A 26,969-nucleotide genomic window follows, 5' to 3' on the forward strand; every position below is an offset into this window, starting at 1 on the left:
GCGTCCCAGACGCGAGCTTTGAGTGGTGCTTTCTGTCGTTTCAGATTTCTTCTCCCCACAATAAAACCACCCTGCTTGTTAAGGGGGGTTAGGGGGGATCTGACCCCTCTAATTCGCTACAAAGAACTAAGCCAAAAACTGAAATTGAGAACCGTTAACTGCCAAAGCAAACGGACTGGCCTGTTCAAATGAACCAGTAATTTCAAAGCTGTTGGTGTTTAAAACTATCCCCAAAATCCGTCCGTTTCTTTGGTTGAAAATCACCATATCATTAATAATTCCGTCGTTGTCGTAAGAGATCAGATTGTTGTCAGTGAAGAGGAGGTCTAGTTCTGTTAAACCGTCAGTCAAACCGATGCGATCGCCCTCGTCAAACCTAAAATCTGTAATGACATCGGCTCCATTGACTCCAAATTGTTCATCATTGCTTATGAGCACAAAGATATCAGAACCGGAGCCTCCTGTTAGCACGTCAACTCCCCGATCGCCCGCTAAGAAGTCGTTGCCGTCATTGCCGTCTAAATCGTCGTCTCCTTGCCCTCCGCGCAGGATATCGTTCCCCAACCCTCCAAAGATAATATCGTTTCCGGCGTCGCCCCTAACTACGTCGTTGCCCTCATTTCCATCCAGGCGATCGTTATCTTTCCCGCCATAAATTATGTCATTTCCGCCACCACCGCCGATCGCATCATTGCCGTTATTTCCTAACAGCCGTTCGTTGGAATCCGACGAACCTCCTATGGTATCGTTGCCGTCGAGTCCCCAAACTCCCCAGGGAAAAGACGACAAACTGCCATCCTCTACGTCAATTTCATCGGATGTAGCGAATCCCAAAAAACGCGGCCCCCCGCCCGCAAATACAGGAAATCCAGTCAGATCGCCGATGAGATTGTTAACCGTTAAAGCCATAACTATGTCCTTTCACAAATGCTGTTAGCTGTATTATATATTTTAATTCTTGGATTGCCAAATAGCAAGTTTATTTGGATTGTTTGCCAATTTTTATTTACTAGATTAGTGACTTGTCACCTGCTTGCCAATTGCCAATTACCAATTATCAATTACCAATTCCCAATTCCCAATTTCCAGGGCTGTGCCTCATTCAACCCAAACCTGCTATATATCTCGCCTCTGAGTCAAATAGCATGAGTTGCTGACACTATCCGCTACTGTCTACCGCTTATAATGGGTGTTACCCACTAGGTGCTAAACACGTTAATATCACCTATAACGTCGAGACTGAGAGGTTGTTTGTTAAGAAAAGTAAAAGTTTTTGGGCTGAGCGTCCGAGAAAACACCCAGTTTCCGATACCCACACACAAACTTTACAAACAGGATCTAAGTTCTTTACAAAGCCATAAATCGCCGATCGCTGACATTTTTTGGCAAAATCCACTGCTTTCAGGTGTTTTACTTATGTCTACTCCTAAATCGTCTTCCCATCAAAACAACAACTCCGTAAAATCACTGCCAGCGACAGATATCGTCCCAACAAAGCCAGACAGTAACAATCTGCCCAGCGAACCAAGTATAGAACAGCTACTGGAAGCTTTGGCGGGCCAAGTACCCAGTCAATCTTCTGAAAATGAACCCTTGAAAACGTGGAAACAAGATTTACAGCGATTGTTTCAATTTCTCGGCGACCGCCGCGTTTTAATCGCAGTAATGGAACCGGGAACTTTTGCCCTGCGTTACGCTAACGCAGCATTTTGTCGGTTGGCCGGTTCGGAGGAAACGTCCTTGGCAACTCAATCTACCAACGGTTGGTTTGCAGAAACCAGCATCACTCTGCTGGAACTGTTCGAGGATTGGGACGCGAAAACAGCAGAACAATTGTACCGCCGCCACCTTTTGCACTGGGTATTTAAGCAATATTATCAAATTGACCTCGACAGTTTGCGGGTGCTAGACGAGCCTGTCACGGCGAGTGTAAAAAACCCCAAACACCGAGAACCTAGATTTATTGAGTTTTGGCTGGGTTCGGAACAGTTGAAAATTACTCGAATTGACTCCAAAATAGATGAATTTGCGGATTTTTCTTTAATATTAATGCCTGTTGCAGAACGGGAAGCTTGGCTGATGCAGCCGAATCAACTGGCAAATTTAACAGATCGATTGCAGTTGGATAATTACCGGGTAGAAGGTTTGCTGCTGCTAGAAGGTTTTGATGTCACCGTGCAGGAGCAAATTCGGCGCCTGACTCAGTTATTGATCGATCGCGATTCGATGCTGCGGCCTGACAAATTTGAGAGAATCGATCGGTGTTTGCGATCGCTCTTCAATGCTGACGGCACTTTGCTGCTGCGCCCCGAGGGCGACCAGGTACAGCTATTACTTCCAAAAGACGGCCAACATTTGCAGCCGATTCTTTATTCAATGAACTCCCTAGAAGCTTCTCACTTTTTGAAGGCCACAGCAGCAAATCAAGTTTGGAACGTCCCAGACTTGCGGAGGGAGTGCGAAACCGAGTGCGATCGAACTTTGCGGAAAATGGGGACTCGATCGATGCTGCTGATACCCCTGGTAGTCAAATCAATCACCCGCGAGGGGTGCGGGCAGCGGATTTTGGGTGTGGTGGGGCTGTTGTGCGATCGGCCCCACCACTTCAACGGCATTGACGCTCAACACGCCCAAGAACTCATTCCCGCCTTCATTGCAGCCCTGCGGCAAGCCATCCAAGAGCGGTTTACCCACATTCACAACATCCACCCCGCAGTCGAGTGGCGGTTCGCCCAAGAAGCAGAAAGGCGAAGTTGGGGACTGCCCCCAGAAACAATCGTATTTGCTGACGTTCATCCGCTGTACGGAATTTCCGACATTCGCGGTTCTAGCGACGAAAGAAACCGAGCCATTCAAACTGATTTGCTCGAACAATTCCGCTTAGGTTTAGTCATAGCCGATGCCCTTTGCCAAACACAAACTACCCACCTCGGCGAGCAACTGCGGCTCGACTTGCTCGACTACATCCAGCATTTAAAAGAAAAAGTAACAGTCGATATGGAAGTACGGGCTGCGGAGTATTTGAGCGAACGTTTGGAAGTATATTTTGACTATTTCGTGCAGTGCAGCCCGAAAGTTCAGGAAGCAGTTGAAGCTTACCGAGAAGCTTGTGAAAACGAACACAACTGCGTTTACAGCGATCGCACCCGTTACGACCAAATGCTGAACCTAATCAGCACCAAACTCCAAGAAACCTGGGCCCGCTGGCAAGAAAAAATGCAGCAAATTCTTCCCCACTATTGCGACATCGAATGCACCGACGGCATCGATCACATGATGTATGTAGGAAAATCGATCGACCCCAAATTTAGCCAGTTTCACCTGCACAGTTTGCGGTACGAACAACTGCGAGCAATTTGCGACTGCGGCCGCACAGTTTTTCGCCTGCAAGCCGAGTCTCAAATTAACATGGAACTCGCACATTTAGTCTTAGTGCAGAATACCACTATCGACATTTTTCACAACGAAAACACCGAAAAAATGTTTGATGTTAAAGGCACTCGCGACATCCGCTACGAACTCGTCAAAAAGCGGATCGAAAAAGCCGTTGACAAAGACGTACAAGAACGAATTACCCAGCCAGGAATGTTAACGGTAGTTTATTCAGCCGAAGACGAGTGGGAAGAGTACCAACAATACTTGCGCTACTTGTCTCGCGAAGGTTGGGTAGAGCCAAAAGTTCAGACGGGCATGGTAGAATCGCTGCAAGGAGTCAGCGGTTTGAAATTCGCCCGCGTCCGCATTTTACCGGAACCCGAATCAATTGTTCATGTCAGTGAAGTTACCGTAGTCAGCGATTGAGAACCCGTTCAATTGCCTGTTTTAGGCGGAGTGCGATCGCTCCCATCTCCTGCTGTTCTAGGCAGAGCGCGATCGCTCCCCTCCCCCTGAAAAACGGTGCAGCGAAAGCATTTGGGACTCATACACAAGACCTGTATTACATTTAAGATGTTTGTTGACACCAACGAGCAAGCCCACATTTTCACTTAGTGTATATTCCGCGTGATTGGGAATTGCCAAATACACGCTCGGAATCACACAAAATCTAGATTAAGTAGTGTTAATATAATGATAATTAGCTCCTGTAGTTTATAAGTTAAGTGATGTTAACCTTATCAGAATACCAAATAAATTCTACTCTGCACGAAGGAGTAGAAACAATAATCTATCGCGGACAAACACCGACAGACGCGCCCCCAGCAATTCTGAAAGTCCTCAAAGCCGAATATCCCACCCTCGAAGCCATTACCAGACTCAAACACGAATATCAAATCCGCCAAAATTTAGACAGCGAGCAAATCGTCAAAGCCATCACTCTCGAAACATTTGACCACCGATTAGGAATCGTTTTAGAAGACTTTGGCGGCGAATCCCTCGCAAAAATGCTGGAAAGAGAGACATTGAGCCTGCAAGCAAATTTAAACATCGCCATCCAAATTGTCAAAGCCTTACAATACCTGCATTTTCAGCAGATTATTCACAAAGACATCAAACCCAGCAACATCATAATCAACTCGCAAACAAAACAAGTAAAACTCACCGACTTCGGCATTGCCACAAAACTCAACAAAGAAAACCCGCAATTCAACAATCCCAACTCAGTCGAAGGCACATTAGCCTATATGTCACCCGAACAAACCGGGAGAATGAACCGCACCCTCGACTACCGCACCGACTTTTATTCCCTGGGCATCACATTATATGAAATGCTGACCGGAAAATTGCCTTTCCGCAGCAACGACCCCTTAGAAATAGTTTACAGCCACATCGCAGTTCAACCAATATATCCCCATCAAATCACTTCAGAAATACCTGTCGCCATCTCTGAGATAGTGATGAAATTGCTGGCAAAAAATGCCGAAGATCGATATCAAAGTGCGGCCGGATTGTTAGCCGACTTAGAAATTTCTTTGCATCAGTTAGAAACCAGCGGACAAATTGCCGACTTCATCCCCGGACGCTTAGATATTCTCAGCCAATTGTTAATCCCCCAAAAATTGTACGGTAGGGAAAATCAGGTTAATGAATTGCTAGCAGCATTTGAACGTGTAAGAGCGGGTTTATCCAACAATTTGTTAGAAAAACCAGCAACCTTAGAACAAAATTCGACCCCATCAGGAACCAGCGAATTAATGCTAGTATCAGGCTACTCAGGCATCGGTAAATCAGCCGTAGTCAACGAAGTTAGCAAACCAATTACCAGGTCAAAAGGTTACTTCATCAGCGGCAAATTTGACCAATTCAAACGCAACATTCCTTATGCCTCATTAATCCAAGCATTTAACTCCTTGCTGCGGCAATTGCTAACAGAAAGTACACTTTCATTAGAAATATGGCGTACTAAAATTTCAACAGCAGTGGGAACAGACGGTCAAGTAATTGTCGATGTAATTCCAGAAGTTGAATTAATCATCGGCAAACAGCCAGAAGTGCCAGAACTCGCCCCTGTAGAATCGCAAAATCGCTTCAATCGGGTATTCAAAGAATTTATTCGCGTTTTCGCGCAAAAAGCACACCCCCTAGTGATTTTTTTAGACGATTTGCAGTGGGCAGATTCAGCAACATTAAAGTTAATGCAAATACTGATAACTGACCCTAACCAGGAATATTTGTTGCTAATCGGTGCCTATCGAGACAATGAAGTTAGTCCGACCCACCCCTTAATTCAGACTGTAGAAGAAATTGAAAAAACTGGTACCATAGTCAACAATATCGTGTTGCAACCGCTGGATTTAGCAAATGTCACTGAATTAGTCGCTGAAACACTCAACAGTTGCACAGAAAAAGTAACAAATCTAGCCGATTTAATCTGGAATAAAACGGGTGGCAATCCTTTTTTCTTGACCCAATTACTCCAAGCACTTTATCAAGACTCTCTTTTGAAATTTGAATTTAATCACATTACAAATGAGGTAAGTCAAAGTGGCTGGTATTGGAGTATTGATGAAATCCAAGCCATTGGAATCACCGATAAAAGTGTGGTGGAACTGGTAGCTTCTCGCATTGAAAAGCTGCCCGCACCCACGCAAGAAGTGTTGAAGCTAGCAGCTTGCGTGGGAGATAAATTTGCTCTAGATGTGCTGTCACTTGTTAGCGAAAAGTCAGCTAATACTACAGCAACTGAACTTTATTCAGCTTTACAAGCAGGGTTGATTCTGCCCTTGAGCGATGCTTATCGCATTCCTTTAGTTTTCGATAGAGCCGAATCAATCAATCTCAAGTTAGACACTTCGCGGGTTAGTTACAAATTTTTGCACGATCGCGTCCAGCAAGCCGCCTATTCGCTAATTCCCGAAGATCAAAAGCAATTTACCCATTTAAAAGTCGGTCAATTACTGTTACAGAATACTCCCCCAGACAAGCTCGAAGAAAACATCTTTGATATTGTCAATCAATTGAATGTCGGAATTGACACGATTACCCAGCCAGTGGAAAAAAATGATTTAGCAAGATTAAATTTAACGGCTGGGCGCAAGGCAAAAGCCGCGAGTGCTTATGAAGCTGCTGTTAGGTATTTGCGGGTGGCTATGGAATTATTGCCAGCGGATTGTTGGCAAAGTCAGTATGACTTAACATTAGCAATTTACGAGTCAACAGCAGAAGCTGAATACTTAAATGTTAACTATGAAGATTCAAAAAAACTGGTCGATATCGTACTGCAAAAAGCTAACAATTTGCTGGAAAAAATGAATGTTTATGAACTTCAAATCCAGTCTTACAATGCTCAAATTAGAGTTGTAGAAGCACTAAATACAGGACTGGAAGTGCTGAAACTGTTAGGCATTTCTTTTCCTCAAAACCCCAACGCGCTAAATATTGTGGCGGGATTGATGAAGACAAAACTGAGCTTGGGATTGAAACGAATTGAGGATTTAGCTAACTTGCCAGAAATGACAGATCCCAATCAACAAGCAGCCATGCGGATTTTATCAGGGATTATCAGCACTGCTGTTCAGGGAAAACCCCGCCTGGTACCACTGCTGGCATTTAGGATGGTCAAGCTGTGCATTAAATATGGCAATTCGCCTTATGCAAGTATTGCCTACCTTTATTATGGCGTAGTTATGTGCCGGCTAGGGGACATTAGTTTGGCATACCAATGCGGTCAACTGGCCATTAGGATGTTAGACAAATCTCCATCCCGTTCAATGAAAAGTAGAGTTTATACACTCTTGGGTTGTTTTATTCTACACTGGAAAACCGAGCTTTGCTCAGGATTAAGCGTTCTCAAGGAAGGTTTTCAAACTGGGATGGAAACTGGAGAATTAGAATATGCGAGTTATTGTATAGGTCAATATTGCTTCAAAAAAATGTCGATAGGAGAGCCTCTAGATTTGGTGGATCAGGAGACGGGTAAATATATGAAACTAATGCAGCAATCTCAACTAGAAATGGCTGTACAGTATCTAAGTATAGGCAGGCAGACAACCCTCAATTTGCGCGGTCAAGCTGTCGAACCCTGCCATTTAGTCGGTGATAAATTTAATGAAGTCAAAACGCTCCCCGTTTTAATAGAATCTAAAAACTTTTTTTTAGTGAGTTTGGTTTATCATGCCAAAACTCAGCTTAATTTTATCTTCAGAAACTACGCGGAAGCCTTAGAAAATTCAAGGTTATTTGAGAAATATGAAGAAGCGGTAGCCGGATTTTATGTAGTTTCCCTGAATAATTTTTACTCTTCTATAAGTCTTCTCGCTTTGTATCCCCAAGCTGAGAAAGGGGAACAAAAGCAATATCTGAAAAAAGTGCGGCGAAACCAAAGGAAGATGAAAAAATGGGCAGTTGATGCTCCGATGAATTATCAACACAAATACGACTTGGTAGCAGCCGAGAAAGCGCGAGTGTTGGGGAAAAATACCGAAGCAATGGATTTGTACGATCGCGCAATTGATGGAGCTGCCCAAAACGGTTACATTCAAGAAGAAGCATTAGCCTATGAATTAGCAGGAGAATTTTATCAAGCTTTGGGTAAAGAGATAGTTTCTCAAGCATATCTGACTAAAGCCTATTATGGATATATCCATTGGGGAGCTACAGCTAAAGTTAAACATTTAGAATCAACACATCCTTTCTTAGCAGCACAGACGCGCACTATTCAAACCCCAACTCTCAATGTCACGCGCACTGCCACGGGAAATACTACCAGTAGTAGTTTAGGCGATTTCTTGGACTTAGCTACTTTTATTAAGTCGGCGCAAGCCATTAACGGTGAAATTGTTCTCGAAAAATTGTTGACCAAATTAATCAAAATTATTTTAGAAAATGCGGCGGCTCAAAAAGTAGTGCTGCTGCTGCTGAAAAACGATATCCTCTGCATAGAAGCTACTGGCAGTTTTCTGGATGAGAAAGTGACACTCTTACCCTCTATTCCCGTAGAAAATCGTCAAGATGTTCCCCTGTCTGCGATCAATTACGTACACCGCAGTCAAAAGCATCTGGTTTTAGACAATGCGACTGTCGCCGAACCTTTTAATGGGGATAACTACATTCAGAAATATCAACCAAAATCAATTCTGTGTTTGCCGATTATTTATCAATCTCAGCGGCGCGGAATTATTTATCTAGAAAACGCTTTGACAGTAGGAGCTTTTACAGCAGAGAGAGTAGAAGTATTCAAAGTGTTAATTTCTCAAGTTGCTATTGCTGTAGAAAATGCTGGTTTGTACGCGCGCGAGAAAGAAAAATCTCAACAGTTAGAAAAATCTTTCAATGAATTGCAACAGGCGCAACTGCAACTCATTCAAAGCGAAAAAATGTCGGCTTTGGGCAACTTGATTGCAGGGGTTGCTCACGAAATTAACAATCCGCTGGGTTTTATTGCGGGCAATATTGATGCTGCTGCTGAGGCTAGCTTAGATTTGATTGATTACTTGCAACTTTACCAAGAAAAATTTCCTACTCCGGGAGATGAGTTAGAGGATAAAGCCTCGGAGATTGATTTAGAATATTTGATAGAAGATTTGCCAAAAATGCTTTTATCTATGAAATCAGGTACAGAGCGCATTCGCAATATTAGCACGTCTTTGAGGACTTTTTCCCGCGCTGACAGTGCGAATAAAGTGTCAGCAAATATTCATGAGGGCATCGACAGCACTTTGATGATTTTACAGTATCGCCTAAAAGCTAAAGATACCCGCCCCGCGATTAAAATTATCAAAGAATATGGAGATATCCCGCCAGTTAAATGTTATTTTGGGCAACTGAATCAGGTATTTATGAATTTGTTGGCAAATGCGATCGAGTGTTTTGACGAATCCAATCAGGGCCGCACTTTCGCTGAAATTAAAGCTTTACCGAATACGATCGCCATTATCACCCATGTCTCACAGGATAACAAGAGTGTGGTGATTCGCATCAAAGATAACGGGCAAGGGATGTCATCGGAGGTGAAGGCGAAAATATTTGACCATTTATTTACTACGAAAGGAGTAGGAAAAGGTACGGGTTTGGGGCTGTCTATCAGCAGGCAAATTGTGGAAGAAACCCACGGCGGTAAACTAACTTGCGAATCGGTTTTGGGTGAAGGTTCGGAATTTGCGATCGAAGTGCCGCTGGATTAAGAGACTCGGCGGTTGAAACCGCGTCTACACAAACGAAGTCTGCCTCCGCAGACTAAGAGGTAGTAACACAAATTGTAAAATTTGTCAATCTATAATTATCTCTTAAAAAGTCCGCTGTTCGCAGTCTGCATTCGGCAGTATGCGGTTACATTATTAGCTAAATGTAATAAGTGTATTTGATAGGAGTTTTGCCAGTGAATGCTGCCGAACAAGCCAAAAATATAGAACTTACGAGCAAAATTGCTGCGGTGGTTAATTTATTCAAGTCCGAATTCCCGGATGCGAAAGTCGATTTGAAACCTTGGATGAATGATGAGGATACCAGGGAACTTGTCGATCCAGATTCTATAGACATTGGCTTTCATTTCCCCGGTAGAAGTCGCTTGTTGCAAAGCCGCAGCATTTTGATTCAAATCCGATTTTACCAAGATCCGGTGGAAGGATATCGGCGGGCGATCGGAGTTGAGGCCGCCGGTTACGATCATAGCGGTCAGCAGTGGCACTTTTCTACTGTGGAAAATTGGAATTTTCTGGGCCTAACCGAACCTGCGGTGGAGTCGGCGCAAAAACTCAAAGACTTTTGCCAGCAGATATTTGATTTGTTTAATCAGTCAATCGATTTTAGATTTTAGATTTTAGATTTTAGATTGAAGGTCATTCGGCGATTGAAATCGCTTCTTGTCGAACGAAGTCCGCTCCAAGCGGACTAAGAAATAAGCTGGATTTGGTATTAGTCCCGATTATCGCAATTGTCGATCGACCTACAGCCAACTGCATAAGTAGATTTGTAAGTAGTAGATCGCTTGCCAAACAAAGTATAGCGGTTATCGCGGACTTGTTCGTACAGGCGATCGCCCATCCACTTCATCCCCGGCATTGCCCGGTAAGCAGCCACAAACACCTCGCCAGCAGGCAATATTCTGCCGATTTCTTCTGCCGCATCGCTGCCTTGCCAGCGCCGTTCTGGGGTGTTGCTATCTATCAAAATCATTCCCATTTCGCAGTCGCCAGAAGTTATCCCAAAGCGCTTTAATTCCTCTAAATCTTGCATAGAAATATACTCAAAATTATTGCCTTGGTCTAAGTTTTCTAGTAACTGCACCAAGGTAACGCAGAGATTGCAATTGCCGTCGTAAATTACGTTATATTTCATGGTTGTGGGGAAGAATGAATGGGGCATTGGGCATTGGGCATGGGGCATGGGGAATTGGGAATGGGGCATTGGGCATTGGGCATTGGGCATTGGGCATTGGGAATTGGGCATGGGGCATGGGGAATTGGGAATGGGGCATTGGGCATTGGGCATTGGGCATTGGGCATTGGGCATTGGGCATTGGGCATTGGGAATGGGTAATTGGTAGTAAATAATTACTGACAACTGACAACTGACAACTGACAACTGACAACTGACTACTAACTACTGACTACTGACTACTGACTACTGACTACAGGAATCTCGATCGCAAATTCCGTACCTTGACCTGGTGCAGAATCGCATTTAAGCTGCCCGCCGTGCTTTTCCACCACAATTTGATAGCTGATCGACAGCCCCAAACCAGTACCTTTACCAGGTTCTTTCGTAGTAAAAAACGGATCGAACAGCCTTTCGTGAACATCTATCGGAATCCCCGGCCCGTTGTCAGCAATCCGAATCACAATATGAGAAGGATGCCGAATTGAATCATCAGAAACAGGAGAATCTGCCTGCATCAAAGCATCCTGTTCGTACTTTACATCCGTACAAATCCGCAGCGTCGGCGAAGGACAATAAGGAATAGGCGCCAGTTCCCCCTCCGCCCAATTTCCGGTTTCCATAGCCTCTTCCAAAGCATCAATTGCATTGCCGATAATATTCATAAAAACTTGATTCAACTGTCCCGCATAACACTGTACGCGGGGCAAAGTACCGAACTCTTTGAGCAGCACAATTTTAGGATGCCCTGCGGTTTCTTTCAACCTGTGCTGCAAAATCAACAAAGTGCTTTCAATCCCTTCGTGAATATCCACCTGTTTTTGCTCGGCTTCATCCAAGCGCGAGAAATTCTTCAGCGACAGCACAATTTGGCGAATTCGCTCTGCTCCCATTTTCATCGAATTTAACAGCTTCGGCAAATCTGCGAGCATAAAATTCAAATCGATATCATCTATCTCTTGTTGAATTGCCGTTGCTGGATGCGGGTATTCCTGCTGGTAAAGTTGCAGCATTTTTAGCAAGTCTTTAAAGTAATCGTTAGCGTGCATGACGTTGCCGTAAATAAAGCTAACTGGATTGTTAATTTCGTGAGCAACGCCAGCGACTAATTGCCCCAAACTTACCATTTTTTCATTTTGAACCATCATGCTTTGAGTTTTATGCACGTCCCGCAGGGCTTTTGCCAATTCTTGATTCTTACTCCTCAATTGACTTTCGGAAAGCTGCACCGCTTCTTCGGCGTGTTTGCGATCGGTAATATCTTTGCGAATTGCTACATATTGATGGGGTTCTCCGCTGGTATTTAAGCAAGGTACAATCGTAGTATCCAGCCAAAAATATGTGCCGTCTTTAGCTTGATTTTTCATTTCTCCCCGCCAAACCTTTCCCTGGCGGATAGTTGACCAAAGCTGCTTGAAAAAATCTGCTGGGTGATAGCCAGAATTGACAAGTCTGTGGGTTTTGCCGATCAGTTCTTCTCGGGAATATTTAAATTGTTCGCAAAATTGGTCGTTGACATAGGTAATGGCTCCAAATTCGTCGGTATTCGAGACAATTGCCGATTGATCCAATGCAAATTTTTCAAATTCCAACTCTTTGAGAGTTTGGCGCAATTCTGCTTCGGCTTGTTTGCGATCGCTAATATCGGTAATCATCCGCAAAACCCCTGAAAATTTGCCCTCAGCGTCGAACATCGGCGTCGCCGAGACGATCGCCCACAAGTGAGATCCGTCTTTGCGAGTAAACTTAAAATCGTGGCGTTCGCGAATGCCTTCCCGCCTGCGCTGGACGTAACTTTCAGCTATTTCCCTAGACTCTCCGTCAATAAACTCAAATAGCGATCGCCCCAGCATTTCCTCCACAGTATAACCCAGCATTTCGGCCATCCGAGAGTTAGCAAAAGTCGTGATACTTTCGCTGTCAAACATCCAAACGCCCTCCGAAGCCGTCTCGACAATGCAGCGGTAATAATTCTCGCTCTTCCTGAGCACTTCCTCTGTCTGTTTGCGATCGCTAATATCAGTGTGCACCGCTATAAAACCTTCGAGTTCCCCTGTTTCTTGATAAATTGGGGCGATCGAAAGCGCCACCCAATAACCCTTTCCATCCTTGCTGTAATTGTAAATTTCCTGATTAAACGGCACACCAGCAGCCAAAGCCGATCGCAATTCAGCAATAGCTAGCGGGTCTGTTTGAGGGCCTTGGAGTACATCTCCCGGTTTTTTTCCCTGCATTTCTGCCAGCACGTAACCGCTAATCCGAGTAAATCCTTCATTCACCCATTCAATGCAGCCTTGAGCATCAGTAATAATCACACCATTTTGCGTTTTTTGAGCCACAATTGCCAAGCGCGACAATTCTGTTTCAGTTTTTTTGCTTTCCGTAATATCTTCAGCAATACACAGAATGTACTTAGGCGCGCCAGAATCGTCAAACAAAGGAACTTTTTTCGCGTGCAAAATCCGCTTGCCACGGCGCGGAAGTTGGATGGTTTCTTCTGGCAAATCGACGCCTTTTCTAGTTGCAAACACTTCTAAATCTTGTGCTTGCAAGTAATTCGCCTGCTCTGCTTCCAACAAGTCAGCAGCATTGTTTCCCAACACTTCATCGCTCGAATAGCCAAACAACTCTTCGCTAGCAGTATTCCAATAAATAAATCTTTGTTCCACAGCATCTTTGATAAAGACACTAACCGGCAGATTTTGCAGTACCGCATTCAGAAAATCTTGAGTGTTTCGCAGGTTTTCCTCAGCTCGCTTTCGCTCCGTAATATCCAATATCACTCCGTCGAGATAAACAACCCGAGACAGAGAATTTGCGATCGGGGAAACCGGGGAAACCCGTGCTGCCAAAAATCCCTCAATTTCCCCTTCTATCTCTTGTCTTCCTCTACCCTCCTGGGCCTCGCAGCAAACAGCTTGACCTTTTTCGTAAACCCAGCTAATCTCGCCGTCAGCCCGGACAATCCGGTATTCAAGGATGTACGGAGTTCTAGTTGCTACACTTTTTTTGACAGCAGCATCCACATTTTTGCGGTCTTGAGGATGGATAATGCTGGCAAAAGAACGGACGCGATCGTTGATAAAATCAGAAGATGGATAGCCTGATATTTCTTGAACGGCATCGCTCAAAAACGCCATTGTCCGTATTAATTCCCCGTCGGGGCTCGTACAGTCGCAGGTACAGCGGTAGACAGCACCGGGAATATTAGCTACTAAATTTTTATATTTTTCTTCGCTGCTTAGCAAAGATGAGCCGTCTTCGTTATTGCGATCGCCGTTCTTAAATTTAGAAGAATTCGAGGAAATTTGCATGATTTTTTTCACTTGTGAGTGCTGGTGCAAGTGTTAGAGTAGATGACCGTATAAAAAGTGAATTTAATTTGCGAAATAATACGCTATCAATTAATATAGTACAAAATTACTTCTGCGAACATTCAGAAAACTTGATAGCGACGAATAGGCAGAGCTAATGAATGCTCTTATGTAGAGGGAAAAAGGCAGTTCGGCAACGGATTGTCTAACGGATTTAACGGATGCAAACGGATGGATGTTCAGGAAAGATTTTTCCGATTCTCCCCATCTCCCACTCTCCCCATCTCCCCCTCTCCCCATCTCCCCCTCTCCCCTCTCCCCTTCTCCCACTCTCCCACTCCCCCCATCTCCCAATCCCCCACTCCCCCCTATCCGGCTCTCCATCTCGTTACAATAAGATTAAGTTGCCTTGCTACCGATCGCCCCTCAAACAAAACATCATGACTCAACCACAACCCCGGATTTGCATTCTCGGCGGAGGCTTCGGCGGACTCTACACAGCCCTGCGCTTGAGTCAGTTACCCTTCTCCAAAACCGAAAAACCCGAAATTGTTCTAGTCGATCGCCGCGATCGATTTTTGTTCGTTCCCCTGCTGTACGAACTCCTGACAGGCGAACTCCAAACCTGGGAAATTGCGCCACCGTTTGCGGAACTCTTGAAAAATACAGGCGTGCGCTTTTGTCAAGGTACTGTCTCCGGCATCGATGTCGAGGAAAAGCGAGTGCAGTTGCACGACGGGCCAGAAATTCCGTGCGATCGCCTCGTTTTAGCTTTAGGCGGCGAAACACCGCTAGATACGGTCAAAGGTGCTGTTGAATACGCTTATTCGTTCCGCAGCCTCGACGACGCCTACCGTTTAGAAGAAAGACTGCGGTTTCTCGAAGCCAGCAACACCGACAAAATTCGGGTTGCGATCGTCGGTGCCGGTTATTCGGGAGTAGAATTAGCTTGTAAATTAGCCGATCGACTCGGAGACAAAGGTCGCGTGCGGTTAGTCGAGCAAAGCGACATGATTTTGCAGACATCACCGGAGTTTAACCGCGAAGCCGCCAACAAAGCTTTAGAAAAACGGAAAGTGTGGATCGACTTAGAAACAACAGTAGAGGCGATCGAAGCGGACACAATATCTTTACTTTACAAAGGACAATTAGATATTCTCCCCGTAGACATAGTATTGTGGACAGTAGGAACTCAAGTTAGTCAAGCAGTGCGATCGCTACCCCTCAAACAAAACCGCCGCGGTCAACTAACAGTCAATCCGCAGATGCAAATTATCGACCATCCAGACATATTTGCCTTGGGAGACTTAGCAGAATGTCACGATGCAACAGGTCAAAAAGTCCCCGCAACAGCCCAAACAGCCTTCCAGCAAGCTGACTACACCGCCTGGAACATTTGGGCATCCCTCACCGGCCGCCCATTACTTCCTTTCCGCTATCAGCAGCTAGGAGAAATGATGACATTAGGAATTGACAGCGCCACCCTCGCCGGTTCAGGAATTAAACTCGACGGACAACTAGCACACATTGCTCGCCGTTTAGCTTATCTCTATCGGATGCCAACATTTGAACATCAAGTAAAAGTTGGTTTCAATTGGATTAGCAAACCCATTCAAGAACTGCTGAAAAGTTAATCGATGCTTTTTCAAATAGATTGGCAACAGGCAAGATGCCTGTTCCACAAAAATTCAATGTTCTTCTGGAATGGGGATCTTGGCCGGCAACAGGCAAGATGCCTGTTCCACAAAAATTCAATGTTCTTGTGGAATGGGGATCTTGGCCGGCAACAGGCAAGATGCCTGTTCCACAAAAATTCAATATTCTTGTGGAATGGGGATCTTGGCCGGCAACAGGCAAGATGCCTGTTCCACAAAAATTCAATGTTCTTGTGGAATGGGGATCTTGGCCGGCAACAGGCAAGATGCCTGTTCCACAAAAATTCAATATTCTTGTGGAATGGGGATCTTGGCCGGCAACAGGCAAGATGCCTGTTCCACAAAAATTCAATGTTCTTGTGGAATGGGCATCTTGCCCGTTCCTATAGAAAATCTTAGGGAAAATACAAAATGCAAACTTCCACATTTCAACAGCCAAAAACCGAACTTCCGCCGCTAATCGAGCGGGAAATTCTTTTCGGCAACCCCGAAAAAACTCGCCCCAGCCTTTCACCAGATGGCAAGTATCTCGCCTACATTGCACCCGACGAAAACAACGTCTTGCAAGTGCGACTCCGTATCGTAGGTCAAGCAGATGACCGCCAACTAACAGCCGATAAAAAACGCGGCATCCGCATCTTTTTCTGGACTTACAGCGGCGAAGATCTCATTTATCAGCAAGATATTGATGGTGATGAAAGCTGGCATTTCTTCTCAGTCAATATCCAGTCAAATCTCGTTCGCGACTTGACACCATTTCAAGGCATTCAAGCTCAGCCGATCGCCATTGACCACAATTTCCCCAATGAAATCTTAGTGGGAATGAACATTAGCGATCGTCGCAAACACGATGTTTACCGCATCAACCTCAAAAATGGTGCCGTTGAACTCGACACCAAAAACCCAGGTAACATCCTCAGTCGGACTTGGACTGCTGACGCCCAATTTCAAGTGCGGGCGGCCACAGCCACAACTGCCGACGGCGGCTCAGAATTGGTGTTTCGGGAAACTGTACAGAAGTCTTGGGAAAGCCTGCGAAGCTGGGGGCCCGACGACGAAGGCGGTGCCGTTATGTTCTCAGAAAACGGCAAAATTCTTTACATCATCGGCAATCACGATGCTAACGGCAAACGTTTGATCGCACTCGACTTGGAAACCAAACAAGAAACCGATCTCGCCTCTGACCCAGAATACGATGTTGGCGGCATAGTCGTACACCCCACCAAGCGAGAAATTCAGGCGGTTTCCTTCTATAAAGACAAGCAAGAGTGGCAGATTTTAGACCAAAGCATAGCAGAAGATTTTGAGGCGATCGGCAAATTCCGTCCCGGCGAATTCGACCTCACCAGCCGCAACCTCGCCGACACTACTTGGCTAATTGCTTACAGGACAGACGACGGCCCAGTTTACTACTATGTGTACGATCGCGCCTCCAAAACCTGCACCTTTCTGTTCAGCAACCAACCCAAACTCGAAGCGCTACCACTATCATCAATGGAACCCATTTCTTACACCGCAAGAGATGGTTTAACCATTCACGGCTACCTGACAAAACCGGTTGGTGTCGCCACACCCGTACCGACAGTCTTGCTGGTTCACGGTGGCCCCTGGGCACGCGATACCTGGGGTTACAACCGAGAAGCCCAATGGCTGGCAAACCGAGGTTACGCCGTCCTGCAAATCAATTTTCGCGGTTCCACCGGCTACGGCAAAGCCTTTCTCAATGCCGGCAATCGCGAATGGGCAGCTAAAATGCACGACGACTTGCTAGATGGCGTAAATTGGCTGGTAGAAACAGGAATTTCCCAACAGGATAAAATTGCGATTATGGGCGCTTCCTACGGCGGTTATGCCGCTTTGGTGGGAGTGACTTTTAGTCCCGATATTTTTGCCTGCGCCGTCGATATTGTCGGGCCAAGCAATTTGATTACGCTGCTGCAAACTATTCCCCCTTACTGGGAACCGAGAAAAGCAAGTCTGTATCACAGCGTGGGCAATTTGGAAACAGAACCAGAGTTTTTGAAATCTCGATCGCCCTTATTTTTTGTCGATCGCATCCAGAAACCTTTGCTAATCGCCCAAGGTGCTAACGACCCGCGAGTCAAAGAAGCAGAAAGCGAGCAAATTGTCAATGCCATGAAGCAAGCCGGCAAACCTGTAGAATACGTGCTTTATACAGACGAAGGACACGGATTCGCGCGGCCGGAAAATCGGCTGCACTTTTATGCGATCGCCGAAGAATTCCTCGCCAAATATTTAGGCGGTCGATTTGAACCTGCGGGCAATATTGCCAATCATTCCGGTGTAATTAATCCGCCAACAACAGTTGACAGTTGACAGTTGACAGTTGACAGTTGACAAAGGAATTATTCATATCTCTCTTCTCTTTTATTCCTCTGTGTTCTCTGCGCCCTCTGCGGTTAAATCATTCCTTATTCCTTATTCCTTCTTCCCTCTTCCTTCCAAAATGACCAAAATTATTTTTTTAGATGCCGCAGGTACACTATTTGACGTTCGCGGTAGCGTTGGCGAAGTTTACCGACAATTAGCCAAGAGTTTTGAAGTAACAGTTAATAGTCAAGAGTTAAATGCAGCATTTTCTCAAAGCTTTGCTTCAGCAAGTCCGATGGCATTTCCAGGGATAGAAGCAGCAAAAATTCCCGAATTAGAATTTGAATGGTGGCAAACAGTTTCCGCAAAAGCCTTCCAAATAGCAGGCGTTTTCCACCAATTTTCTGACTTTTCCAAATTCTTTGCCGAACTCTACGCTCATTTTGCCACCGCCGAACCTTGGTTTGTCTATCCCGACGTATTCCCAGCCTTAAATAAGTGGCAGAAACAAGGAATTGAATTAGCCGTAGTATCGAATTTCGATTCCCGACTTTATCCAGTATTAAAAGCACTAAATTTAGCCGAATATTTCACATCAGTGACAATTTCCACCGAAGTTGGTGCAGCAAAACCCCAGTCTCAAATTTTCACCGCTGCTTTGCAAAAGCACAACTGCATTGCCGAGAATGTGTTGCATATCGGCGACAGCTTCAAAGCAGATTATTGCGGTGCTAAAGCCGCTGGATTAAAAGCAATTTGGTTGAACCGAGAACCGGAAAAAGTAGAATCCGGCAAAATTACTTTAACAGAAACGAAAATTGAACAGTGCAGCAGCCTTGATTATTTAACCTTTTAACTTGATAATTATAAAGATGTCATATTAAGTCCCGTAAATTCACCGTAATGATTGACTGTAATTCCTGTAGGGGCGGGTTAACCAATAGACCTCTTGCAAAAATAACTAGGACGGGCTCTCCGGCCCATCCCACAAAATTTTTTTTCTTGTGGAATGGGCCGGAGAGCCCGTTCCAGAATTTGATTAAAAGGATTTTTGCAAGAGGTCTAATATCTATGATTCACATCGTGGATATTTGTAAACCCGCCCTGCCCCAAACGGGATGGTTAATTTACAGGATTTGATATCAATTATTCAAATTACCTCGCCCAACCATGAAAAAAACATCGCTGACAACTATATTAACAGACACAATCACGGTGTTTTGGGGAGAATGGTTAGATTTGCGAGTCCGAATCCTGCCAGTTGCCGCCGCTGGTTTAGTATCCCCAGTAATTTACATTCTAGCTTTTGGTTTCGGGTTGGGAAGTTCCTTGCCTAAACCTGCAATTGGCAGCAATTATCTAGAATTCATGCTGCCGGGAATGGTAGCACTCTCATCGATGACAGTAAGTTTTACCGGCACAGTATTTTCGATTTGCGGCGAACGCCTTTTTACTAAAACATTTGAGGAATTGCTGTTGCTGCCAGTACACCCGATCGCTTTGCACGCAGGCAAAATGCTAGCAGGAATACTGCGGGGAATGCTGACTTCAGTTTCTGTGATTTTAGTAGCAATTTTGTTTACTCAAAAGCTCGTCTTTCTGAATCCACTATTTTTGTTAGTGATAATTCTCAACTCCGCTGTATTTGCGGGCCTGGGAGTGATAGTTGGGTTAACCGTAAAATCTCTGGAATCTGTCGGATTGTACAACAATTTTCTGATAACTCCGATGTCATTTTTAGGAGCGACATTTTTCGATCCAGCGTCGCTACCCGTAGCCCTGAAAGGAATAGTTTATCTGTTGCCGCTGACTTATGCCAGCATTGGATTGAGAGCCGCTGCTTACGATGTGGCAAAGTTTCCTTGGTACAGCATACCTGTTTTGTTAACGGCTGCGATCGCCTTTTCTTTAATCGGCGCCCGCCAGTTTTCTACCCAGCAAGACTGAAGGAAGTCATTAGTCATCGGTCATTAGTCATTAGTGATTAGTCCCGGACTTACATCATAGCGGTAAGGCGCGCAGTGCAAACCTGCAATAATGAGGTTTTGCGTCTAGGAATGGAGTTATTAGTCATTAGACTTCTTCCATTCATGCCAAAACCATCTTAAAATTATCTGCGTTTATCTGTGTTTATCTGCCTGACATCTGCGGTCGATCGGCTCTCTCAACGATTTATGCAAAAAGTTCATTAACTATCAGCTTAAAAGATATGAGAAAGTAACTTATAAATCAGGCGAAAAATAGCTGTTGCAGCGATCGCCCCCAAAGCACCCAACCATCCCACAAACAACACGCCCGCGATCGCAGAATTCGGATAAAGCGCAACTGCCGCCGATCGCAAAGCCGGGAAAAACCACAGCACAGCCAGAGTACCAGCGCCAATAATCAACATCTCAGTTTGTTCGATCGCCCTGCGGTACTGGCAGTAAATCAAACCCGCCACGATCGTACCCAACAATCCGATACCAACGCCCGGAGACAGCGGCAAACTCGTCAGGGCGATCGCCAGCAACCCACCCTCAAAACCCGTAAACGCCGCCCCTCCCAAAACCTCCCAAATCGAAAAAGCCCTTCTCGGCGAAGATTGCAGATTTCCCGGAGGAGTCGCAGGAACAGGCACAGCAGGCTGCTGAGTCGGTGGTGGCTGCTGAGTCTGTAGGGGAGTCGGAGTCGGTACTGTTGGCGGCGTCACAACGATAATAGGCTGTTGAGAATTGTATTTCAGAGCCGCTTCCACCTCAGTCGCAGATTGAAAGCGCTGGCTGGGAGCCGGCAATAACATTCGATCGAGAACTTGAGCCAAACGCGAACTTACCTGCACCCGCGAATGCCAATTCCACTCATTTCTATAACTATCAAACAACTCCGTCGGCTGCAAACCGCTCAGCAAAGTAATGCAAGTCACAGCCAAAGCATAAAAATCCGTTGCCGGATACACTTCTTGCCCGCTCATCTGTTCTGGCGGAGCATAACCCAAAGAATAAATACCAGTCGAAGCTTTTGCACTCCCAACACTTTGCGTTACTTGTTTAACAGCCCCAAAATCTAATAAATAAAGCCGACCGTTTTTGCCCCGCATAATATTAGCAGGTTTAATATCCCGGTGAATCGAACCGCGAGAGTGCACAAAATCGAGAACCTTCAAAATTTCCCGCAGCACCTCCACCGTCTGGGCCTCCGAAAACTTGCCTTTAACAGCAAGTTCCTCCTCCAAATTCTGACCGTCAATAAATTCTTGAACCAGATAGAAAAACTGATCGTTTTTCCCCGGCTGCAAACTCGGAACAGTCAACTCAAAAAACGCCAGCAAACTCGGAATTTGCGAATGTTCGTTTCCCAGTTCTTCCAGCACCGCCGCTTCCCGTTCAAAAAGAGTTTGAGCGATTTTTAGCTGTGCCGGAGTCAGACTTACCGACGGCTGCAAAAGTTTAGCAACGCACTGCCGCATCGCAGGAGTATAGCGGTCTCTGGCCAAAAACGCCGCCCCAAAACCGCCTTGACCCAACAACCTCACGGGCAAATAGCGGCCGCTCAAAATCAGGGGCATCCCGCAAGTAGTGCAAAACTTTTGCTGCACCGTTTTCAGCATCGAACTGTCATCTAGATCTGAAAAATAGTTTTGAGGGCGCGGGCAGCCCGGGCGGGTGCAATAAACTTCCATTTTGGTTTGCTAAGAAGAGGGAAGAAGGAAGAAGGAAGAAGGAAGAAGGAAGAAGGAAGAAGGAAGAAAAAGTGATTGTTAAATCAGATTCCAATCTCTCAACTAACCGCGAACTGCTAACTGCCAGCGACCTGAGAAATTAACTTCCCGCCGAGTTGGGAGTTACTATTTCTATGAGTCCCAAATCGATCGCCGGGAGTTCTTTCTTCTCCTGGATGGTGGAATAAGTAGCAAACTGGGGCAAAATTTCATTGCTGAAAGCCTCTGCTGCTTTAGAACGGTAGCGGTTGGGGTTGTAAATCAGCGACAAAATCCGAGTTACCAAAACTTCATCCATTTTAGATTTGTGCAAAACGCCCATAAGCAACTCTTTTTCGATCGCCGAAACCGACACAAAAGCAGCTCCCAGCCCCGACTGAACTGCATTTTTAATGGCTTCGATCGAATTTAGTTCCATCTCTATTTTCAAGCGGCGCGTGTCTATGCCGCAGCGAGTTAGTACCTGATCGATTACTTTGCGGATAGTAGACTGCGAATCGAGGGATATAAACTGCAATTTGTAAAGGTCTTCTTTTTGGATAGTTTCTTGTTGTACCATCGGGTGAGACGGAGGGAGAATCAGAGCCAGTTCGTCCTCAGCGTAAGGAACAATTTCTAAAGCTTCTACAAGTTCGGTAGGAATTTCTCCGCCAACAATTGCTAAATCGATTTGTCCGTTGGCCACACTCCACGCCGTGCGGCGGGTCGAGTGAACGTGAAGCTGTACTGCTACATCCGGGTACTTTTGGCGAAACATCCCGATCATCCGGGGCAGCAAATACGTCCCCGTAGTTTGAGAAGCCCCCACAATCAAAGTACCGCCTTGGAGATTTTGCAAGTCTTCGAGAGCTCGACAAGTTTCTTGGCAAAGCGATAAAATTTTCTCGCCGTAACTCAGCAGCAGGTGTCCGGCTTCGGTGAGTTGAGCCCGCCGCCCCCCCCGATCGAACAGCGGCACGTCTAACTGTCTCTCTAAGTTTTGCACCTGCAAGCTAACTGCTGGCTGGGATACGTAGAGGCTGTCCGCGGCGCGTTTGAAGCTTCCTTCAGAGGCGATCGCCTTGAGAATGCGTAACTGGTCTAAAGTGAAAGGAAGGTCAGACATATATCTAAATTGTCAGTTGTCAGTTGTCAGTTGTCAGTGGGCAGTTGTCAGTTGTCAGTTGTCAGTTGTCAGTTGTCAGTTGTCAGTTGTCAGTGGGCAGTTGTCATTTGTCTGTAGCTGCGATTTGGCCGAGCGCTAATGACTAATGACTGATGACTGATGACTAATGACTAATGACTGATGACTAATGACTGATGACTAATGACTGATGACTGATAACCGCTGAATGATCCCATAGATACTTTGTGACACAAATTGGCCGCGAATCAATAACTTTTCTTAATATTTACAATGACGATCGACTTGGCGCTCGACTCCCACTTAGTTATTTTGGGCCTGTTACTGGTTTTTGCGATCGCCCACAGCGGTTTAGCAGCCCTCCGGCCAAAAGGTGAAAAGCTGATCGGGCCGAGACTTTACCGGGTTTTGTTTGCCCTTGTCAGTTTGCCGCTAGCCGTCATTCTGATTGTCTACTTTTTCAACCACCGCTACGACGGCGTACAGCTTTGGCAAGTACAGGGATTACCCGGAGTTAAACCCGCAGTTTGGATACTTTCGGCAATTTCTTTTCTGTTTCTGTATCCAGCAACATTCAACCTCCTAGAAATTGCCGCAGTCCAAAAGCCCCAAGTTCACCTCTACGAAGCCGGCATCATTCGCATCACCCGTCACCCGCAAATGGTGGGACAGGTGATTTGGTGCGTGGCCCACACCCTGTGGATCGGCACTAGCTTTACCCTCGTCACTTCCATCGGTTTGGTACTTCACCACCTGTTCGGAGTGTGGCACGGCGACAGGCGGCTTCAGGCTCGTTTTGGCGAATCCTTTGAAACCATCAAATCTCGAACCTCAATAATTCCATTTTTGGCAATCCTGCAAAAGCGTCAAACCTTTGACTTGCTTGAATTTCTGCGCCCTTCCTATGTAGGTGTAGCCATTTTTACGGGCCTGCTGTGGAAAATTCATCCTTTTTTGATGCGTGTCACTGCGAACATATACTGGTAGCATGATCCCTAGGATAGAAAAAAATTATTAAATTTTGAGGGATCATGGTGTTGTCGGTTAGCGAACGCACTTTTGCACAAGAGGTATTTCAAGCCTCTACCCCCGTTTTAGTTCACTTTTCGGCTCCTTGGTGCGGTTTGTGCCGCGCGATCGACCCCACGCTTAAGAATTTTGAGGCACAGTGGGCAGGAAAAGTCAAGCTGGTAGGGGTGAATGCCGATCAATGTTTCAAGTTGGCCAACACTTACCGGCTGACAAGTCTGCCCACGCTGATTTTGTTTGAGGGCGATAAAGTTCGATTTAGAGTGGAAGACTACCAAGGGCGGGAGGAACTGCGGCGGACTCTGGATTCCTGGATGCTCGCGGCTCACGTAGCTTCCCCATCTCAACGTCTGCAACTTCAGAAAGTAGCCAACAGGTAACGGTTCCACGGCATTCGGCTTTTATGTAGAAAGCATTCAGAATTCCCCATTTGTCGATCGGGCATCCGATCCAAAATAAATATCGCAGTCTTGTATACACAAAACTGCGATATTTGTCTATCTATCTTTTGGCGTAGATTTAAAGAAGACTGAGCGGTTGAAACCGCGTCTATCCAAACAAAACCCACCTCCGCGGGTTGAAGAAAAGGCGGTGAAAATTACGTTTTACGTAATTTTATTCAGTCCGCGGAGGCGGACTTCGTTTTTGTAGACGCGGTTTCAACCGCCGTCTTATCTGATCTTAAGAATTGTAGGGAGTCTTTCTACCCAGTCGCGCAGGCTTGTGTCACAATTGTTTACAGTTTTGGCAATCTAGTAGAAACTTTAAACTACCTATCAGTCATGGAACTGCTTTATCAATACGCTTGGCTGATTCCAGTCCTGCCGCTGGCAGGCGCAATGCTAGTAGGTCTAGGCTTAATCACCTTTAATCAGGCAACCAACAAACTCCGACAAGCGAATGCGATATTAATCGTCTCCGCACTCGGAGGGTCAATGGTACTCTCTTTCGCATTGCTGTGGAGTCAACTACAGGGCCACGCACCCTACACCCGCACTATTCAGTGGGCTTCTGCTGGCGACTTCTCGCTGAATATGGGCTATATCATCGACCCCCTGACGGCGGTGATGCTGGCGATCGTAACCACGGTCGCCTTTTTGGTGATGATTTACACCGACGGCTACATGGCGCACGATGACGGGTACGTGCGCTTTTACGCCTACCTGAGCATCTTCAGCGCGTCGATGTTGGGTCTCGTAATCAGCCCGAACATCGTTCAGATTTACATTTTTTGGGAACTGGTAGGTATGTGTTCGTACCTGCTAGTCGGCTTTTGGTACGATCGCAAACCCGCTGCTGACGCCTGCCAAAAAGCCTTCGTCACCAACCGCGTCGGCGACTTCGGCCTGCTGCTGGGCATCCTCGGCATTTACTGGGCCACCGGCAGCTTTGAATTTGAGGTGATGGGCGATCGCCTGCACTCTTTAGTCGAATCCGGCGCCCTTTCCGCGACTCTAGCCACAATCTTCGGCGTTCTGATCTTTTTGGGCCCAGCAGCAAAATCAGCTCAATTCCCTCTCCACGTCTGGCTTCCAGACGCAATGGAAGGCCCGACACCGATTTCAGCCTTGATTCACGCGGCCACGATGGTAGCCGCCGGTGTCTTCCTGATCGCTCGGATGTACCCAGTGTTTGAAGGCTTGCCAGTCGTCATGAATTTGATCGCCTGCACCGGCTGTTTTACAGCATTCATGGGTGCTTCGATCGCGATTACCCAAAATGACATCAAAAAAGGCCTCGCCTACTCCACCATCTCCCAACTCGGCTACATGGTGATGGCAATGGGCATCGGCGCTTACAGTGCCGGACTTTTCCACTTGATGACTCACGCTTACTTCAAAGCAATGCTGTTCCTGTGTTCGGGTTCAGTGATTCACGGGATGGAAGCAGTCGTCGGCCACAACCCCGCACTCGCTCAAGACATGAGAGTCATGGGCGGCTTGCGGAAATATATGCCGATTACCGCTTCTTGCTTTTTAATCGGAAATTTGGCAATCTGCGGCATTCCCCCGTTTGCAGGTTTTTGGTCAAAAGACGAAATCCTCGCCAGCGCCTTCGCAGCAAATCCCGCTTTGTGGGCTGTTAGCTGGTTGACGGCCGGGATGACCGCGTTTTATATGTTCCGAATGTATTTCAGCACCTTTGAGGGCGAATTCCGGGGGAATGACAGCGCCATCAAGCGGCAACTCTTGCAACCCAGTGTTGTTTTTGGCCCTGGAGCGATGAACGTTAAGGAATTGGCATCAACTGGCGACAGTCACGACGAGCACGACCATTTGCCTCACGAATCTCCTCTGACAATGGCTCTGCCGTTAGTGTTGCTGGCAGTACCTTCTGTGTTTATCGGTTTTCTGGGAACTCCGTTTGCCAATTATTTCGAGCAGTTTGTTCGCGCCCCAGGCGAGTCTCTCGAAGAAGTATTGGAACACGCTGCTGAGTTCAATTTGACGGAATTTATAATCATGGGTGGAAGCTCTGTAGGTATTGCTTTGCTGGGCATTACTTTGGCTTCTCTGATGTATTTGAGCCGTAAAATTGACGCAAGTGCGATCGCCCAAAAAATCAAACCGCTTTACGAGTTCTCCCTCAACAAGTGGTATCTCGACGATATCAACGAATTTCTCTTTGTCAAAGGCAGCCGGCGTTTAGCGCGGCAAGTCATGGAAGTGGATTTGCGGGTCGTCGATGGTGTAGTCAACTTAACAGGTTTTATCGCCCTGGTTACGGGCGAAGGTTTGAAATACTTTGAGAGCGGTCGCGCTCAATTTTATGCCTTGATTGTGTTTGTCGCAGTTCTGGGTTTTGCGATCGTTTCTGGAGTCAGTTAAATCTGTAGGGACACGGCATTGCCGTCTCCTGGGGGTAAGTTTCTGTAGGGTGCGTCGCGATCGACTAATTCAACGCACAGCGACAATTTCATGGCGACGCACCTGACAATATCTGGTGCGTCGCCATGAGATTGTCAGAGATTACCGAAAAATTTGCCAGCGACGCACCCTACTTTCTCAGGACTAATTCAACGCACAGCGACAATTTCATGGCGACGCACCTGACAATATCTGGTG

Annotated in this window: 17 protein-coding genes; 12 read left to right on the plus strand and 5 right to left on the minus strand. The window is 46.1% G+C overall.

Translation table 11 applies throughout. The features are described from left to right. Positions 1–126 precede the first annotated feature (126 nt). On the minus strand, positions 127–909 hold the full coding sequence (locus tag QUB70_RS21525; protein WP_332983327.1) for a calcium-binding protein: 783 nt from the start codon (positions 907–909) through the stop codon (positions 127–129). A gap of 507 nt (positions 910–1,416) precedes the next feature. On the opposite strand from QUB70_RS21525, the gene QUB70_RS21530 reads away from it, so the two are divergent. The 3 genes from QUB70_RS21530 (at position 1,417) to QUB70_RS21540 (ending at position 10,192) form a co-directional block, all read left to right on the plus strand. Next, positions 1,417–3,801 carry a GAF domain-containing protein gene (locus QUB70_RS21530; protein WP_332983328.1) on the plus strand — a complete coding sequence of 795 codons (2,385 nt, stop codon included), beginning with the start codon at positions 1,417–1,419 and terminating at the stop codon, positions 3,799–3,801. Between the two features lie 302 nt (positions 3,802–4,103). Continuing rightward, entirely contained in the window at positions 4,104–9,560 is a 5,457-nt protein-coding gene (locus QUB70_RS21535) for a trifunctional serine/threonine-protein kinase/ATP-binding protein/sensor histidine kinase (protein ID WP_332983330.1), read from the plus strand. 194 nt (positions 9,561–9,754) lie between these two features. Next, positions 9,755–10,192 carry a hypothetical protein gene (locus tag QUB70_RS21540; RefSeq protein ID WP_332983331.1) on the plus strand — a complete coding sequence of 146 codons (438 nt, stop codon included), beginning with the start codon at positions 9,755–9,757 and terminating at the stop codon, positions 10,190–10,192. 98 nt (positions 10,193–10,290) lie between these two features. On the opposite strand, the gene QUB70_RS21545 is transcribed toward QUB70_RS21540, so the two are convergent. Beyond that, positions 10,291–10,713 carry a thiol-disulfide oxidoreductase DCC family protein gene (locus QUB70_RS21545; protein ID WP_332983332.1) on the minus strand — a complete coding sequence of 141 codons (423 nt, stop codon included), beginning with the start codon at positions 10,711–10,713 and terminating at the stop codon, positions 10,291–10,293. A gap of 18 nt (positions 10,714–10,731) precedes the next feature. Here QUB70_RS21545 and QUB70_RS21550 point away from each other — a divergent pair, with 18 nt between their 5' ends. Continuing rightward, positions 10,732–10,914 (plus strand): hypothetical protein, encoded by a 183-nt coding sequence (locus tag QUB70_RS21550; RefSeq protein WP_332983334.1) that lies wholly within the window; start codon positions 10,732–10,734, stop codon positions 10,912–10,914. Between the two features lie 77 nt (positions 10,915–10,991). On the opposite strand, the gene QUB70_RS21555 is transcribed toward QUB70_RS21550, so the two are convergent. Further along, positions 10,992–14,066 (minus strand): PAS domain-containing sensor histidine kinase, encoded by a 3,075-nt coding sequence (locus tag QUB70_RS21555; protein ID WP_332983335.1) that lies wholly within the window; start codon positions 14,064–14,066, stop codon positions 10,992–10,994. A 440-nt stretch (positions 14,067–14,506) separates the two neighbouring features. On the opposite strand from QUB70_RS21555, the gene QUB70_RS21560 reads away from it, so the two are divergent. The 5 genes from QUB70_RS21560 to QUB70_RS21580 all read left to right on the plus strand — a co-directional run bounded on the left by QUB70_RS21560 (position 14,507) and on the right by QUB70_RS21580 (position 19,999). After that, positions 14,507–15,700, plus strand: coding sequence for an NAD(P)/FAD-dependent oxidoreductase (locus QUB70_RS21560; RefSeq protein WP_332983336.1), 1,194 nt, complete (start codon positions 14,507–14,509; stop codon positions 15,698–15,700). Between the two features lie 35 nt (positions 15,701–15,735). Further along, positions 15,736–16,110: a hypothetical protein gene (locus QUB70_RS21565; RefSeq protein ID WP_332983337.1), complete on the plus strand. Its 375-nt coding sequence runs from the start codon at positions 15,736–15,738 to the stop codon at positions 16,108–16,110. A gap of 22 nt (positions 16,111–16,132) precedes the next feature. After that, positions 16,133–18,058: a S9 family peptidase gene (locus QUB70_RS21570; protein ID WP_332983339.1), complete on the plus strand. Its 1,926-nt coding sequence runs from the start codon at positions 16,133–16,135 to the stop codon at positions 18,056–18,058. Positions 18,059–18,188: 130 nt separating this feature from the next. Next, positions 18,189–18,908, plus strand: coding sequence for an HAD-IA family hydrolase (locus QUB70_RS21575; RefSeq protein ID WP_332983340.1), 720 nt, complete (start codon positions 18,189–18,191; stop codon positions 18,906–18,908). Positions 18,909–19,222: 314 nt separating this feature from the next. After that, complete coding sequence (locus QUB70_RS21580) at positions 19,223–19,999, plus strand: ABC transporter permease (RefSeq protein WP_332983341.1); 777 nt, start codon at positions 19,223–19,225, stop codon at positions 19,997–19,999. A gap of 253 nt (positions 20,000–20,252) precedes the next feature. Here QUB70_RS21580 and QUB70_RS21585 read toward each other — a convergent pair whose 3' ends face one another. Both QUB70_RS21585 and QUB70_RS21590 read right to left on the minus strand, forming a co-directional pair. After that, on the minus strand, positions 20,253–21,713 hold the full coding sequence (locus tag QUB70_RS21585; RefSeq protein WP_332983342.1) for a serine/threonine-protein kinase: 1,461 nt from the start codon (positions 21,711–21,713) through the stop codon (positions 20,253–20,255). A 139-nt stretch (positions 21,714–21,852) separates the two neighbouring features. After that, complete coding sequence (locus tag QUB70_RS21590) at positions 21,853–22,857, minus strand: LysR family transcriptional regulator (protein ID WP_332983344.1); 1,005 nt, start codon at positions 22,855–22,857, stop codon at positions 21,853–21,855. 291 nt (positions 22,858–23,148) lie between these two features. Between QUB70_RS21590 and QUB70_RS21595 the strand changes: the two genes are divergently transcribed. From QUB70_RS21595 to QUB70_RS21605, 3 genes are all read left to right on the plus strand, one after another. Then, positions 23,149–23,862, plus strand: coding sequence for an NnrU family protein (locus tag QUB70_RS21595; RefSeq protein WP_332983346.1), 714 nt, complete (start codon positions 23,149–23,151; stop codon positions 23,860–23,862). Positions 23,863–23,906: 44 nt separating this feature from the next. Beyond that, positions 23,907–24,284, plus strand: coding sequence for a thioredoxin family protein (locus QUB70_RS21600; protein ID WP_332983347.1), 378 nt, complete (start codon positions 23,907–23,909; stop codon positions 24,282–24,284). A 402-nt stretch (positions 24,285–24,686) separates the two neighbouring features. After that, positions 24,687–26,732 carry an NAD(P)H-quinone oxidoreductase subunit 5 gene (locus tag QUB70_RS21605; protein WP_332983349.1) on the plus strand — a complete coding sequence of 682 codons (2,046 nt, stop codon included), beginning with the start codon at positions 24,687–24,689 and terminating at the stop codon, positions 26,730–26,732. Positions 26,733–26,969 lie beyond the last annotated feature (237 nt).

The sequence above is a fragment of the Microcoleus sp. A003_D6 genome (assembly GCF_036702825.1).
Taxonomy (GTDB): domain Bacteria; phylum Cyanobacteriota; class Cyanobacteriia; order Cyanobacteriales; family Microcoleaceae; genus Microcoleus.

Bases quoted from the DNA above. Each gene is read 5' to 3' on its own strand.
- QUB70_RS21525 (WP_332983327.1), bottom strand. From the start codon at position 909: ATGGCTTTAACGGTTAACAATCTCATCGGCGATCTGACTGGATTTCCT.
- QUB70_RS21530 (WP_332983328.1), top strand. From the start codon at position 1,417: ATGTCTACTCCTAAATCGTCTTCCCATCAAAACAACAACTCCGTAAAA.
- QUB70_RS21535 (WP_332983330.1), top strand. From the start codon at position 4,104: ATGTTAACCTTATCAGAATACCAAATAAATTCTACTCTGCACGAAGGA.
- QUB70_RS21545 (WP_332983332.1), bottom strand. From the start codon at position 10,713: ATGAAATATAACGTAATTTACGACGGCAATTGCAATCTCTGCGTTACC.
- QUB70_RS21550 (WP_332983334.1), top strand. From the start codon at position 10,732: ATGGGGCATTGGGCATTGGGCATGGGGCATGGGGAATTGGGAATGGGG.
- QUB70_RS21555 (WP_332983335.1), bottom strand. From the start codon at position 14,066: ATGCAAATTTCCTCGAATTCTTCTAAATTTAAGAACGGCGATCGCAAT.
- QUB70_RS21560 (WP_332983336.1), top strand. From the start codon at position 14,507: ATGACTCAACCACAACCCCGGATTTGCATTCTCGGCGGAGGCTTCGGC.
- QUB70_RS21565 (WP_332983337.1), top strand. From the start codon at position 15,736: ATGCCTGTTCCACAAAAATTCAATGTTCTTCTGGAATGGGGATCTTGG.
- QUB70_RS21570 (WP_332983339.1), top strand. From the start codon at position 16,133: ATGCAAACTTCCACATTTCAACAGCCAAAAACCGAACTTCCGCCGCTA.
- QUB70_RS21575 (WP_332983340.1), top strand. From the start codon at position 18,189: ATGACCAAAATTATTTTTTTAGATGCCGCAGGTACACTATTTGACGTT.
- QUB70_RS21580 (WP_332983341.1), top strand. From the start codon at position 19,223: ATGAAAAAAACATCGCTGACAACTATATTAACAGACACAATCACGGTG.
- QUB70_RS21585 (WP_332983342.1), bottom strand. From the start codon at position 21,713: ATGGAAGTTTATTGCACCCGCCCGGGCTGCCCGCGCCCTCAAAACTAT.
- QUB70_RS21590 (WP_332983344.1), bottom strand. From the start codon at position 22,857: ATGTCTGACCTTCCTTTCACTTTAGACCAGTTACGCATTCTCAAGGCG.
- QUB70_RS21595 (WP_332983346.1), top strand. From the start codon at position 23,149: ATGACGATCGACTTGGCGCTCGACTCCCACTTAGTTATTTTGGGCCTG.
- QUB70_RS21600 (WP_332983347.1), top strand. From the start codon at position 23,907: ATGGTGTTGTCGGTTAGCGAACGCACTTTTGCACAAGAGGTATTTCAA.
- QUB70_RS21605 (WP_332983349.1), top strand. From the start codon at position 24,687: ATGGAACTGCTTTATCAATACGCTTGGCTGATTCCAGTCCTGCCGCTG.